Source organism: Mesomycoplasma ovipneumoniae (assembly GCF_033343935.1).
Lineage (GTDB): Bacteria > Bacillota_I > Bacilli_A > Mycoplasmatales > Metamycoplasmataceae > Mesomycoplasma > Mesomycoplasma ovipneumoniae_G.
This window is the reverse complement of the sequence record NZ_JAWPGQ010000007.1, coordinates 42003-56111: the sequence shown is the minus strand read 5'-3', so window position 1 is coordinate 56111 and position 14109 is coordinate 42003. Positions and strand designations below refer to the sequence as shown.

At 29.4% G+C, this 14109-nt stretch carries 12 protein-coding genes and 2 tRNA genes; 12 read left to right on the top strand and 2 right to left on the bottom strand.

Going from position 1 to position 14109, the window contains the following annotated elements; translation table 4 throughout:
* Window positions 1–345: 345 nt before the first annotated feature.
* Window positions 346–429 (bottom strand) — tRNA-Leu (locus R7X45_RS02525).
* A 58-nt stretch (window positions 430–487) separates the two neighbouring features.
* On the opposite strand from R7X45_RS02525, the gene R7X45_RS02520 reads away from it, so the two are divergent.
* The 6 genes from R7X45_RS02520 (at window position 488) to R7X45_RS02495 (ending at window position 7546) form a co-directional block, all read left to right on the top strand.
* Entirely contained in the window at window positions 488–3325 is a 2838-nt protein-coding gene (locus R7X45_RS02520; RefSeq protein WP_318055795.1) for a DUF31 family putative serine protease, read from the top strand.
* Between the two features lie 67 nt (window positions 3326–3392).
* Complete coding sequence (gene prfA / locus R7X45_RS02515; protein ID WP_318055794.1) at window positions 3393–4478, top strand: peptide chain release factor 1; 1086 nt, start codon at window positions 3393–3395, stop codon at window positions 4476–4478.
* The gene (locus R7X45_RS02510; protein ID WP_318055793.1) at window positions 4465–5193 is read left to right on the top strand and encodes a peptide chain release factor N(5)-glutamine methyltransferase; all 729 of its coding nucleotides are present in this window, start codon (window positions 4465–4467) and stop codon (window positions 5191–5193) included. The genes prfA and R7X45_RS02510 overlap by 14 nt, the downstream gene beginning before the upstream one ends.
* A 40-nt stretch (window positions 5194–5233) precedes the next feature.
* Window positions 5234–6637: a glutamate--tRNA ligase gene (gene gltX / locus R7X45_RS02505; RefSeq protein WP_318055792.1), complete on the top strand. Its 1404-nt coding sequence runs from the start codon at window positions 5234–5236 to the stop codon at window positions 6635–6637.
* On the top strand, window positions 6628–7032 hold the full coding sequence (locus R7X45_RS02500) for a hypothetical protein (protein WP_318055791.1): 405 nt from the start codon (window positions 6628–6630) through the stop codon (window positions 7030–7032). The genes gltX and R7X45_RS02500 overlap by 10 nt, the downstream gene beginning before the upstream one ends.
* Window positions 7025–7546, top strand: coding sequence for a tRNA (cytidine(34)-2'-O)-methyltransferase (locus tag R7X45_RS02495; protein WP_318055790.1), 522 nt, complete (start codon window positions 7025–7027; stop codon window positions 7544–7546). The genes R7X45_RS02500 and R7X45_RS02495 overlap by 8 nt, the downstream gene beginning before the upstream one ends.
* A gap of 850 nt (window positions 7547–8396) precedes the next feature.
* Here the strand turns inward: R7X45_RS02495 and R7X45_RS02490 are convergent.
* Window positions 8397–8471, bottom strand: a tRNA-Trp gene (locus tag R7X45_RS02490).
* Between the two features lie 78 nt (window positions 8472–8549).
* Between R7X45_RS02490 and R7X45_RS02485 the strand changes: the two genes are divergently transcribed.
* The 6 genes from R7X45_RS02485 (at window position 8550) to R7X45_RS02460 (ending at window position 13977) form a co-directional block, all read left to right on the top strand.
* Window positions 8550–9131 carry a chromate transporter gene (locus R7X45_RS02485; protein ID WP_318055789.1) on the top strand — a complete coding sequence of 194 codons (582 nt, stop codon included), beginning with the start codon at window positions 8550–8552 and terminating at the stop codon, window positions 9129–9131.
* Window positions 9115–9765, top strand: a complete 651-nt coding sequence (locus tag R7X45_RS02480) for a chromate transporter (RefSeq protein ID WP_318055788.1) — start codon at window positions 9115–9117, stop codon at window positions 9763–9765. Before R7X45_RS02485 ends, R7X45_RS02480 begins: the two co-directional genes overlap by 17 nt.
* A gap of 7 nt (window positions 9766–9772) precedes the next feature.
* Window positions 9773–10606: an MAGa7180 family putative nuclease gene (locus tag R7X45_RS02475; protein WP_318055787.1), complete on the top strand. Its 834-nt coding sequence runs from the start codon at window positions 9773–9775 to the stop codon at window positions 10604–10606.
* 2 nt (window positions 10607–10608) lie between these two features.
* Window positions 10609–11847, top strand: coding sequence for an Hsp33 family molecular chaperone HslO (locus tag R7X45_RS02470; protein ID WP_318055786.1), 1239 nt, complete (start codon window positions 10609–10611; stop codon window positions 11845–11847).
* Between the two features lie 213 nt (window positions 11848–12060).
* Entirely contained in the window at window positions 12061–13470 is a 1410-nt protein-coding gene (gene tig / locus R7X45_RS02465) for a trigger factor (protein ID WP_313359423.1), read from the top strand.
* A 48-nt stretch (window positions 13471–13518) separates the two neighbouring features.
* Entirely contained in the window at window positions 13519–13977 is a 459-nt protein-coding gene (locus R7X45_RS02460) for a hypothetical protein (protein WP_318055785.1), read from the top strand.
* Window positions 13978–14109 lie beyond the last annotated feature (132 nt).

Sequence of the window (14109 nt, the reverse complement as noted above, 5' to 3'; positions counted from 1 at the left end):
GTTTTCTATTTGCATTGAGTTTAAATAGTAGTTGTATTTTTTATGATTTTTGTTAGTGTTTTAAACTAAAAAAGTAGTTTAAAAATTCCATAATTTTACTTTTTAAGCAAAATTTTAGCTTTTTTAGTTTGATTAATAAGTAGATTTTGTATTCATGAGTGTTAGATTTAGAATTCAGTGTTTTTCTTTGATAGTTATTTTTCCTGGGTTTGTCAGTTTGATAGCAAAAATTAAGACAAAGTGTTGAATTTAACAGTTCAAATTTAAAGAAAAGCACTCCAAGTCAGAGTGCTTTTCTTTAAATTATTTATAATTAAATTAATAATATGAGAGGTATACTATATTTGGTGGCTCATATCGGACTCGAACCGATACGCATTGCTGCAGCAGGTTTTGAGTCTGCCGTGTCTACCATTCCACCAATGAGCCGTAAAAAGTTTTTAAAATTTATTGTTTTAAAGATAATTATAATATAATTATATCAATCATGGCAAAAAAACAAAATAAATCTTTGAAAAAAATACTAATTAAAATTCTCCCGCTAGTTGGAATTTCAACTACATTTTTTATCGCATCTTGCACACCACTTGGTGCGGTTGAAAGAGTTCTTAAGGGTACACTGGAAATAGGCCAACCAAACCCTTGAGATCAAGAACTTAATCTAAAGACCCCTTTAGATTCAATAATTTCAGGTAAAGTGGCTTTAGGTAGCAAACTTAAGGCATCTGATTTTTTAAAAGAGTATTCAACCTTAGATTTAGATGATAATTTGAATGGAATAACTCGTCGCGTGTTTAACAATAGAAGTTCATTTTTAAATTCAGCAATTCTTTGAACTTTTATTCCAGGCGTTGATAATCATGACTTAAATTCAAAATTTGACTTAAAAATTACCCCAGTTACAAATTCTGCTAATGATTTTTACGGTTCAATTAAAGTTAAGATTGATTCCTATAATAAAGACTCAAAAACTTTGGTTCAATCAAAAGAGTTTGTTATTACCGGCTTTGAAACCAATCAAACCGGAATTTATGCTTATAAAGAAAGAATTCAAACCGCTTTTGAAAAAATAGAAACTTTACAACTAAAAAATCAAGAAACTTTTGATATTGACTCATTAAAATCTGACTCAGATATTTGAGACCATATAAATTTACCATCAAATTTTGAAAAAATTGACATAACTAAGCTTAGAAATTCAGATCAATTTGATGTTTCAAGCGAACAACAGTCAGTCCCAAACATTCAAGATATTGCCAAAAATCCTTATCGTTTAAAGGTTAAAAATTTCTATTATTTAAAAGCAACAATTTTAAAGGACTCATATGATGCCCAAACTGGAACTGTTGATGTTGTCTTGTCAATTTATCATGATACATACCATAATTTTGTTTCAAAAATTGTAAAATTAAAAGTTAAGTCAAATCACAATCTAAAAAAATTAACTGAAATTAAAAGTTTCAAACTTAAAGATGAGTATTCTAACTTTTTGCCATCTTTTTTAATAAATTCCTCTGAAAATTCAGGTGAGACATTATCTAAATATATCGATTTTGGTGATTTAAATCACTCAATGTATCACATCAAAAAAGTTCCCTCACTTTCAAATGATCAAAATGGTGATTTTTACCTAATTTTAACTCCAAAAGAAAACGACTTAACTTCAGGCCCAACAAGCCCTGGTCAAATTATTAAAGTTGAAGGGTTTAACTCATATAATAAGATATTTGCCTCAAGCGAATTTACAAGTCAAATAAATTTTAACTTTATTGATTCTTGATATAAATTACCTACTACAACAAATATTTCAGAAAAATTAAAAAATATTTCTCAAAGTTTAAACTCCTCAAGTGATGCACTTTTATGGCCACTTTTTGGTCAAGCAATCAAAAAAACACTATTAGAACCAACACTTTTTAAAAATACTGGTGAATTAAGCAATTTTGAAAAATTAAATTATAGTTTTGCTTCATTAGCTGATTTTAAAATTGATAAGTCAGGAGTTTCATTTCACTTTGGTAATTCAGTTCAAGACTATTACAAAATCAACGTAAAATTTACCAACACTAATGAAAGTAAAAATATTATTGAAGATTTTGGCGCAAAAGTTCTTGAAAAAAATATAATTAATGACTCATTGCGTTCAAGATCAATGGTAATTCAGTTACGTTCAAATGCTTTTGACCCAAGAACTAATTCAAATACAACCCGAATTACCTCAGGAACAGCTTGAGTTTTTGATCGAAAATTAAAACCTGACCCTGATAATGAAGGAAAATTTTTACCTACTAACACTTATTATCTTGCCACAAATTTACACGTTGTTTCAGATTTGATTAACAAGCCGGATCAAATTTATTCATTTTCCTATTTACTTGATGGAAATTTGGAAAAATTAAATGACATTAGTTTTGATGATACTAATTTATTCCGTCGTTTTGATCGAATTTCAAAAACTGAAGCAAACAGAGATTTTTTACCTCCTGAAGGATTTCAGTATATAAACTCTGAGTCAAAAAAATTCTGAAATAATTTAAAAATTAATCCAATTGGCCTAGATACGCCTGTAAAGGGAGAATTTCGCGATATTGCAATAATTGAAGTAACTTTTCCTGATGATGAACAGATAAAAAATCCATTTAATATTGGCATTCCTTTTCTAGATTTTAACCCTTTTGGTGAAGAACAATACATAAAAAATATTCCCGATGCTGTTCGACATTACAATGAGGCTCCACTTGATGTTTTAGTAACAAATAAATTTCTCCCTACTTTTACAAAAGGAAGCCAACTTAAGACCTCAAAAATTGAATCAGCTTTACCACTGCATGCTTATTTAGGTGGTTTTTTAGGTGGATTTGACTGAATTACTGACGATAAAAATTCATTTGTTACAGTGGACGAGCTAAAAAAAGACAATCAATTCAAGCAAGATAATTCGCCTAAATCTTTCCAAGGTGCAACTTCAATTTCACTTCCCGGACTTCGTGGTGGACGTGGAATGTCTGGTTCGCTCGTTGTAAATGAATATAACCAAGTTATCGGTATTTTTTGGGGAGGATATTTCCCGCAGACCACTCCGGGGAGAAGTCAACTTGTTAAAGGAATTGGCCAATTTGACCCAATTGGTGTAAAAATTGATAATAATCCAACAGTTTTAGCAAAATGACTTGCTCAAACAAAAGACATTCAAACTGATTTGGACAAAACTTCAGAAAAAGTTTTTTCCCTTGAGGATCCAGCCCAAATTGAAAGACTAGCTCACTCAGCGCGTTGGCTTAAATTTTCTAGCAATCAAAATCCTCAAGCAACCGCCGATATTTAACTTTTATTTTTAAAATTTATAAAAAAAATTTAAAATTTTAAAAATAAAAACGTAGGTTGAACTAACAATGGAAAAAAAATTTTTAGACTCTTTAGAAAAAATTCACAAAAAATATCAAGACTTAAGTCAGCTTTTGCTAACTGATGAAGTAATCAATAATCAAAAAAAATATTTAGAAATCGCAAAAGAAATTTCTTCAATTGAAGAAATTTCTTTGACATTTGATTTACTTTTAAAAAATCAGCAAACACTTGAAGATGCAAAAATACTTCTTAGTCAAGAAAAAGACCCAGAATTACAACATTTAGCAAAATCTGAAATTGCAACCGCCAACAAAAATATTGAAGCACTTGAGGAAAAACTCTTAATTTTAATGCTTCCAAAAGATGAAAATGACGATAAAGACGTAATTGTTGAAATTCGCGGAGCTGCTGGGGGTGACGAGGCTAACATTTTTGTTGGCGATCTTTTTCGTATGTACCAAAAATGAGCCGATTCCCAAAGGGCAAAAGTTAAAGTTCTTAGCTCATCACTTGCACTTGCTGGCGGTTTTTCACAGATTTTTTTCCAAATTTCTGGTCAAAATATATACTCAAAACTTAAATTTGAATCAGGTGTCCATCGTGTTCAACGAGTTCCTGAGACTGAAACAATGGGCAGAATTCACACCTCAACTGCCACAGTTACCGTGATGCCAAAAATTGACAGCAAAATTGAAGTCGAAATTAACCCTTCTGATCTTAAAATTGACACTTATCGCTCTTCAGGGGCAGGCGGTCAGTCTGTAAATACCACTGATTCGGCTGTTAGAATTACCCATATTCCCACTGGAATTGTCGTAACTTCTCAAGATGAAAGATCCCAAATTGGTAACAAAGAAATAGCCATGGGAATTTTGAGGTCAAAAATTTATAACTTGGAAGTTCAAAAAAGACTTGAAACACAAGCTAATTTTCGCAAACTCGCGGGATCAGGGGCTCGTTCTGAAAAAATTAGAACTTATAACTACCCTCAAGACAGGCTCACCGACCACCGAATAGGATTTTCTTGTTCTTTAAAACCGGTCATCCAAGGAAGTCTAAATCCAATAATTGAAGCCTTATTATCTCAAGAAAGAGCTGAGTTAATCTTGCAAAGCTATGGAGATAAATAGTCGAAAATTGGAACTTTTAAAGGAAAAACAACGTTATAATTTACCCTTAGAAGTCTCCAAACTTGAACTTTTAAAGTTGGAAATGAACTATCCAGTCCAAAAAATCATCGGATTTATCGAAATGGAAAATGTCCGAATTTTTTTAGATCAAAAAGTTTTTATTCCCCGTTATGAAACACAGGAATTACTGCAAAAAGTAAAAAAAGTCATAAAAAAAGACAGTTTTGTTCTTGATTTGTGTTGTGGCTCAGGATTTATTGGCCTTGCTCTTGCCAAATTTAGCGGAGCAAAAATTACCTTAGTTGACATTAGTGACGAGGCAATTTTGCAAACAAAATTAAACGCAAAATACAACAATTTAGATGTAAAAGTTGTAAAATCTGACCTTTTTAGCAAAATTATTGGCCAAAAATTTGATATCATTGTCTCAAATCCTCCCTATCTTAAAAGGCAAAAACTTGATGAGTCAGTTATTAATTTTGAACCTGAGGCTGCATTATTTTCTGAACCTGAGCCTTTTTCATTTTATCAAAAAATAATGGACCAAATCGATAATTTTCTGAATGATAAAGGTTGAATTTTTTTTGAAATTGACAAAGATAGTGTCAATTTTTTCAAAAAAAATTTTCCTGAATTCAAAATTGAAAATGATATAAATCAAAAACCAAGATTTGCCTATTGGCAAAAAAACTCAAATTATCCTATAAATTTATAGGATAATTTGAGTTTTGCAATCTAAAAATTGAAAGGAAAAAATGAAAATTAGAACACGCTATGCCCCTTCGCCAACTGGATTTTTGCACATTGGCGGAGCTCGGACTGCGCTTATTAATTATCTTTTTGCAAAACATCACGGTGGTGATTTTATTTTACGAATCGAAGACACTGATACTCAAAGAAATATCAAAGACGGTGAGCGCTCCCAGATTGAAAATTTAGAATGGCTTGGAATTTTTCCAGAAGAAAAACCAGGCACAATTTCAGAATATGGCCCATACCGTCAGTCAGAAAAAATTGACCGCTATCAAAAATTAGCCCAAGAACTTGTTCAAAAAGGTTTTGCATATTATGCCTTTGACAATGCCAGCGAACTTGAAGAGCAAAAAAAAGAGCAAGAAAAACAAGGTATTTTTAGTTTTCGCTATGACAAAAACTGACTTAAAATTTCTGACCAAGAAAAACAAAAACGTCTAGAAAATAACGAATTTGTTATCAGATTTGCTGTTGATAAAAACAAAAATTATTGCTGAAATGATTTAGTTCGCGGAAAAATTTGCTTTGAAGGTTCAGCCATTAGTGATTGAGTTATTATAAAATCTGACGGATTTCCAACATATAATTTTGCTGTTGTTGTGGATGACTATGACATGAAAATCACTCATATTTTCCGTGGAGAAGAGCATATTTCAAACACTCCGAAACAAATTGCACTTTATGAGGCCTTTTCATTTGAAAAACCAGAATTTGGTCACCTTACAATAATTACCGATAAAAATGGTAAAAAACTGTCAAAAAGAGACTCATCACTTTTCCAATTTATTGAGGACTATAAAAATCAAGGTTATCATAGTCATGCTGTTTTTAATTTTTTAGCACTTTTAGGTTGAACTAGCGCTGATTCTCGCGAATTTTTTGAGCACGAAGAATTAATTAAGGCATTTGATTTTAAAAGACTTTCAAAAGCCCCTTCATATTTTGACACTGAAAAATTAAACTGGTTTTCAAAATCTTACATTTCAAAAATGGAAACAGACCAAATTTTACCGCATTTAAATCTTGAAACAAACTCCGAATGAAATCGCTTTTTTGTTGAAACATTTCAAAAAAGTGCTGTAAAATACAGTGACTTTTTTGAAAATCTAGATTTTTTCACAAAACCCCAAGAATCAATGAGCCAAAAAATAATCGATTTACTTGAGCAGTCAAATCAGCAACCAATTCAACTTTTTGCACAAAAAATTGACTATGATGACTGACAATTTTCAAAAATTGAAAATTTAATCAAGGAAATTGGCCAAACCTTAAATATAAAAGGTAAAAATTTATTGTTACCTTTACGACTGGCAACAACATGAGCTGAATCTGGCCCTGAATTAGCAAGAGCAATTTGACTTTTAGGTCCACAAATAATTCAAAAAAGGCTTAAAAAATGAAAGTAAGATTTTCTCTTAGAACTATTATTGACGACCAAGACAAAAAAATGGTCGAATTTATCAACACAATTTACATTTCAAAGCAAATAATTAATAACACTGAAACTGATGTTTATGAAACGCAAAATCCTGAAAATAACATGATGATAAGATTTGAAATTTTTGACAAAAATTTAACAGTATTTTCTGGCGAAAACACATTATTTTTTGAATTAAATAACTATGTTGAAAATATGTTTATTACTAACGGAATGGAACTTATAGTCAATACTCTTTTAACAAAATTAGAAATAAATTCAGAATTTATTAAGATTGAATATGACCTTTTTCTCAAAAATAACGGCTCAGAAGATGCAAAAATTTCAACATATCTTACCACTTTGGAGTTTATAAATGATTAACATTGTGCTATTTCAGCCCGAAATAGGCCCGAATACAGGCAATATTATCCGTTCATGCTTTGTTTTAAATATGAAATTGCATATAATAAAGCCTATCGCATTTGATCTAGACCCAAAACACTTAAAAAGGCCAGCGGCTGGAATTCTTTTGTCAGAAATTGAGCACGAAATTCACAGTGATTGGCAAAATTTTGAAAAAAAATATAGCACAAAAAATTTTTATTTTATAACCCGTTATGGCCAAAAAGTTTATTCGCAAATAGATTTTAAAACCGAATTTAACAATAATAATGGCGAGATTTTCCTCATTTTTGGTAGAGAATCAACCGGAATTCCAATTGAAATTCTGAAATCAAACAAGGAAAAATGCTTGCGAATTCCAATGTCGCCTCATGCTAGATCGCTCAATTTAGCAAATTCTGTTGTTATCGTGGCATACGAAATTTATCGTCAACTTGATTTTAGCGGACTGTCTTGCTTTGAGGTTCAAAAAGGTAAAAATTATCTTGATTAATTGCCTTTCCTATATCTTTTAAAAAAATTCTAGATCTTTTATCAAAAGTTTAGAATTTTTGCCATTTTTTTTATTTTTCTTGAGTTTGGCAGTTTATGGCTAAAATTCACTTTTTAGCGAAAATAAATATGCAAAAATACCTGTAAATCCGGGTTTTTTTACGTTAAAATCTTAATTTTTATTATTTTAAAATTAAGATTTTGAAAAAAAAAAAAAAAAAAATGCTTGGTCAAAAATAAAATTATGTTATAATAGACATCAATTAAGAATAGTTAATAAATTTAGAAATTAGAATTAAGGGGGAATTACTTATGTTTTTGCCATAAAAAAATCAGAAAATTCGAATTATCCATTATGTTTTTAAATATAATGGAATGCCTTAAATTTACCCGTTTAGAAATCTTTAAATTTAGGGCTTTTGGTTATTGTTCTTTCAAAACTTCATATGTTTTTTAGGCTCGCTGCAAATAAAAACGAGTTTTCTATTTGCATTGAGTTTAAATAGTAGTTGTATTTTTTTTATGATTTTTGTCTGTGTTTTAAACTAAAAAAGTAGTTTAGAAATTTCATAATTTTGCTTTTTAAGCTAAATTTTAGCTTTTTTAGTTTGATAAATAAATAGATTTTTCTTTCGTGATGATTAGATTTAAAATTTAGTGTTTTTGCTTTGATAGTTATTTTCCCTGAGTTTGCCAAAAAAGTTAAAAAAGTTGCCAAAATTGGACACTTTTAAGATTATCTCATCAAACTGCGAAACTCGACTATCTTTTAAAAAAATTTTAAATCTTTTATCCAAAGTTTAGAATTTATTGCCATTTTTTTTACATTTTAATTTAAAAAATAAAAAAAATGGCAGAGGTGACAGGAGTCGAACCTGCAACATACGGGGTTGAAGCCCGTTGTTCTACCATTGAACTACACCTCTAGGCCGATTTAATTATACCACATTTTTAAAAAATAATATATTATTTTATAAAGTATGAATACAAAAAATATTAAAAATATGAAAATGAGAGATTTTTTAACACTTTTATGGTTTGTGGTAAAAATTTCTTTAATTTCTTTTGGCGGAGGAAATTCTTTAATGCCTATTATTTTTAGTCAGGCAGTTGTCAAAAAAGGATGAATTTCGAAAAGCGATTTTGATCAAGGTTTAATTTTGACCAATTTGCTCCCCGGACCTTCATCGCTTCAAATGATGGCATTAGTTTGCATTAAAAAATTAGGCGCTTTTTGGGGTGTTATAGCAACAGTTTTGGGAATTTTCCCGCATATTTTATTGTTTTTTACTTTATTTATTTTAGTAAAAAATTTACCTTCAAGATATTTAGTCACTTTTAACTTAGCAATTTTTTCAACAATTATCGGAATTTTACTTGGATTTTGTTATATTTATTGAAAAAAAGACAAAAATTCAATGAATAAATTAGTTTATTACACCGTTTTATTATTAAGTTTTGCATATTGTTTTTTTGTTCCAAGCCCGTATAATTTAGCGATTGTCCCAATTTTAGTAATTATCTTTATATATTCAGTTTTATTTTTGTTTAAAAAATGAAAGAAAAAACGTGATTTTACTAATTAGTTTAACAATTTTGGGGATAGCAGTTATTAGTTTAATTGTCTTTGGTGGCGGGCAAGTTTTTATGCCTGTTTTTAATTGGTTTTGATTACAACTTGGAGAGCTAGGTCTTGAAATTGATCAAGAACAAATTAATCAAATTTTCACTGTCGCAAATTCAACACCAGGTGTTTTTTCAATTAAATTGGCCGCAGTTACTGGATTTTTAATTGCAGATTTTGGAGTTTTAGGTTGATTTCTTTCATTTATTTTTTTAATGGCATTTATACTGCCAGCAATTTTTTTAGTTGTAATTTGACTAAAGGCTCTAAATAGAGTTTCGCAAAAAAATGGCTCAAATTTTATAAAAAAAGCACAAATTTTTCGGCCAGCAATTATTGGAATTATTTTAGCACTTGCTTTTCAACTTTTTATCAATTTAGTGCTTGTAAATTATGCTTTTAATTCTAATAATGGATATTTTGTCACAAAAGAAGTAAGTGATTTTATAAGCGGTTGAAGACTTTGAGTTTTTATTTTATTTGCAATTTTTTGGTCTATAACAGTTTTTATTTTGTATTTGCGAAAAGTAAATGTGTTTCTGATAATTATTATCGGAATTTCGCTCGCACTTATTAGTTTACAACCTTGACTTTAGGACACATATGTATACAAATCGTAAATTTTATAATAAAAAAGAATATTTTATTGACCATGAAAAACGGGTTTTAATTCTTAATCCTGCTTTTCATGAGAAATTACTTAACAAAAAGTTTGGTTTTAACACCGGTTTTAAAAAAATTGGTGGAACTTTAATTGGAGAAGTGCTCGGACTTGATAGTTTTAGCTCCCCTTTTCGAGCTTTTGTCAAAATTTCAAAATTGGATATGCCAATTTTAGACACTAAATATATTGACGCCGGAGTTGCAATTGAACCTCTTGTCATTAAAGCCATTTCTGAAAAATTAGATCTAGAAATTGAAACTTTTCCTCCCGAAAAATATAATTATGATTATTTTAGAGATGATCCAATTATTGGCGGAATTCCTGATGGTTTTATCAAAAAAACTAATATAATAATCGAAATTAAAACAACCGGCTTGAAAAATTTTGAAAGGTGAGGTAAAAAAGGGGAAAATTTACCGCAAAAATACATAAAACAAGCCCAATTATATGCATTTTTAAAAAATGCTGAAAAATATGCAATTGTAGCAACATTTTTAGAAGAAGATGACTACGAAAATCCCAAAGAATTTCCTATAAAAAAAAGACATATAAAATCTTATACTTTTGATGTTAATGAATCTCAAGTTATGGATGATATAGAAAAAATTAAAAAATGGTATAATTTTTATACAAAGTTAGGTATTTCGCCAAGTTTTGACCCTATAGTTGATGCTCAAATTCTTGAGTATTTAAGTTGTGAAAATGAACAAGAGTGAAAACAACTTTGAGAAAAATGAACAAATTCAATATCTAAACAAAATAAAAAAATATAATCATGCCATCATATTCTAAGATTTATTTGCACAAAAATATTCTGATAGTTGCCTCAGAAATGACTGAAATTGTTAATAAAGCGATTAATATTCACAAGTTAAGTAATATTAGTTCGCTTATTTTAGCAAGTTTTATTAATGTTTTTGGTCCACTCCCAACTTTGATTAAGGAAAAAACAACTGGATTTTCTGTTAAAATTAATTCTGAAACTGTTGAGTCATTAGTTCTTGAAACAAATAAGAAAGGTCAAATTCGTGCTAGTTTTTCAGCAAATAATTTTGAAATTCCGGCTCATGTTTTCAAAAATTACAGCACAAACCTACTTGTAAGTTCATATATTGGAACTTCTGGTTTTTTAAAAATTAACCAATTTACAAAAAAAACTAATTATTCAGGACAAGTTAAGCTTCAAAAAGGTGATTTTATCACTGATTTAGCGTATTATTTTCACCAATCTCAGCAAATTAATTCAGTAGTAAAAAATTTAATTGAACTTGATGAAAATACAAAAATAACAAAAGCCCAATCCTTAATTATTCAGCTTTTACCTAATCATTCTGAAGAAGAAATACAAGAGGTAGAAGGCTGACTAGAAAATGAAAAAATGACGGATTTCATGAGCTTTTTTTCAAATTTTAATCAGGTTGACTTCCAAAATTGGGATTATATTTGTAACTGTAAAAAGGCAAATTTTGAAGCAAATTTGAAACTTTTAAGTCAAGAAGATGTTTATTTTTTAATTGAAAAATATAAAAAAATTGAATTTAAATGTAATTTTTGCTCAACTAGCAAAACATTTAATAAAAAGGACTGATTAATGGCCAATAAACCATTTAGCATTGCTACGGTTGAATCTTTAACTGGAGGTGCTCTTGCTGCTGAAATTGTAAAAAAACCCGGTGCAAGTAAATTTTTTGCCGGCGGACTTGTTTGTTATCAAAATGAAATTAAGGAAAAAATCGGTATTGATACAAAAAACGGTGTAACTAATGCCAAAACAGCCCTAAAAATGGCTAAATACGGTCTTGATTTTTTTCAAACCAAATATGCAATTGCTTTGACCGGAAATGCTGGCCCTACAGTTCAAGATGGCAAACTCGGACAAGTATTTATTGCGATTAACGATGAAGTCTGAGAACTGAATTTTACCGGAAGTAGATCTGAAATTATACAAGCAAGTTTAGATTTTGCCATTGAAAAAATAAAAGAAATTTCAAAAAACAGCATAAAAATTTTTTAAATTTTGCAATAATAAATTATAATTTAAGTAAAAATAAAAACCTAGATAATAATAAATTATTACCCTTAGTTTTTAAATAAATAGATTTGCCTAAAAATCTAGGAGAAAAAGCTAAGTTTTTTATTATTTTTTTAAATTTTAAACAAATTTATATAATTTAAATTATAATTAGTTTTATTTTACTTTTATATAACAATTTAAGGATTATTATTAATGATAACACGTGAATTTTTACCTAATAGTGCCGAACTTAAAATTAAGTTAGTAGCTGATCCGCAAAAATGAGTTGAATATTACGATAAAGCTGAAAAAAGACAAGTTGCAAAAGTGTCATTACGCGGTTTTAGAAAAGGGAAAGTGCCATTAGAAAAAGCCCGCCCATATTTAAATCCACAGGCAGTTTTTGAATTAGCGCTTAGAATGTACTTACCAGAACTTGAAAAACAAGCTTTTTCTAATGTAATGGATAGTGATAATGTTATTGAATCGCCAGTCTTTAATATTGTTCAAATGGACAAAAACACCTTAGAAATCGAGTTTCTCTACCCTGTTTATCCTGAAATTAAGCTTCCTGAATACCAAAATCTTAAGACAAAATACGCTGTAAAACAAGTGACAAAAGATGACATTGAAATCCAAAAGCAAAAACTTTTAGAATCAAAAGGGAAATTTGTTAATGTAAATCGTCCTGTAAAAATGGGAGATATTATTAATTTTGATTTTAAAGGCTTTATTGATGATGAACCTTTTGAAGGTGGAGAAGCCCAAGACTTTGAGCTTCGAATTGGTTCAAATAGCTTTATTTCCGGTTTTGAAGAACAACTAGTTGGGTTAGAAATTGAAAAAGAAGCCGATATTCATGTGGTTTTTCCTGAAGATTACCACGTTCCAGCTTATGCAAGTAAAAAGGCAAGATTTCATGTAAAAATCAACAGAATCAAAGAAAGTCAACCTGCTAAATTGACTAATGATTTTGTTGCTTCATTAAAAATTCCAAATGTTGAAACAATTAGCCAACTTGAAGTTTATCTTGAAGATCTTACAAAACGTGAAAATACTGAAAAAGCACGAATTGAGTTTCAAAAAAATGCACTTATCGAAATTGTTGATCAAGTTGAAATTCCACTTGCAACTAAATTAGTTAATGCTGAAGTTAGTCGTTTAAATGAAACTTTTAATTCAACTTTAAAACAACAAGGATTTACTCTTGAGGAATATTGCCGAATTACAAAATTCACTGAGCAAGATATTCATAATCAGCTTGAGGCCGAAGCGAGAAAATTACTTAAAAATTCCTTTATTTTTGCCGAAATTGCAAAACTTGAGGGATTAGTTCCAACTCAGCAAGATTATGACGAGCAAATTGCTCTCTTGTCAAAATTCACAGGTAAATCTGTCGAAGAACTGAACGAAACAATTCCGCATAGCGAAATTCAAATTAACATAACAAACAAAAAAGTTGTTGACAAGTTAATTGAATATAACAGCGAAAAAACAGAAGAAAAAACAGAAGAAAAAACAGAAGAAAAAATTGAAGAAAAAGTTGAAACAACAGAGAAACAAAATGAAACTAATGAAGAATCAAAAAAAGAACTAAATGAAAATAAGGATGGTGAATCATAGAAAAAGAGTAAAAATTAAAATTTAATTCACAAATTTATGGAGGAATAAGTGAGTAAAATCGGAAGATTTATATCGACAGTCTTGGCTGTTATTGTTGGAAATATTCTCCTGTTTGCAATAATAATTGCTACTTTATACTTTTTATTTAAAAAGCAAATTGAAAATTTCGAAATTGATAAAATCAAGGCGTCATTTGAAGAATTTCAAAAAACTTTTTCAAAATTGGACTCAGAGCAAATCAAAAAATTCCAAGAAGGTTTTGATAAACTTGCAAATTTAGATCTAGATTCTCTTAAAACACAAATTGATGCATTAAAAGATGCGCCAGAAAAATTGCAAAAAGCGCTAGCATCTGTTGAAGAACTTTCAAAAGCATTAAAAAATATACAAACTGCACAGTCAGCTGGTACAACCGCTACTGTTGCTACTTCTCAAGTAGTAATGAATCTAGGATCAAGTCCAAGTTTATTTAATTTTTTAAATGTTGCTCCTTTTATTAAAGTTTAATTTAAAAATTATTTATTCAATTAAATTTTAAATTAAATAAAAAACTACCAATCGGTAGTTTTTTTGTTGCAAATTCTTCCCGAGTTTCCCAGTTTGATGGCAAAAATTAATTTTTATTGGATACAAATAAGC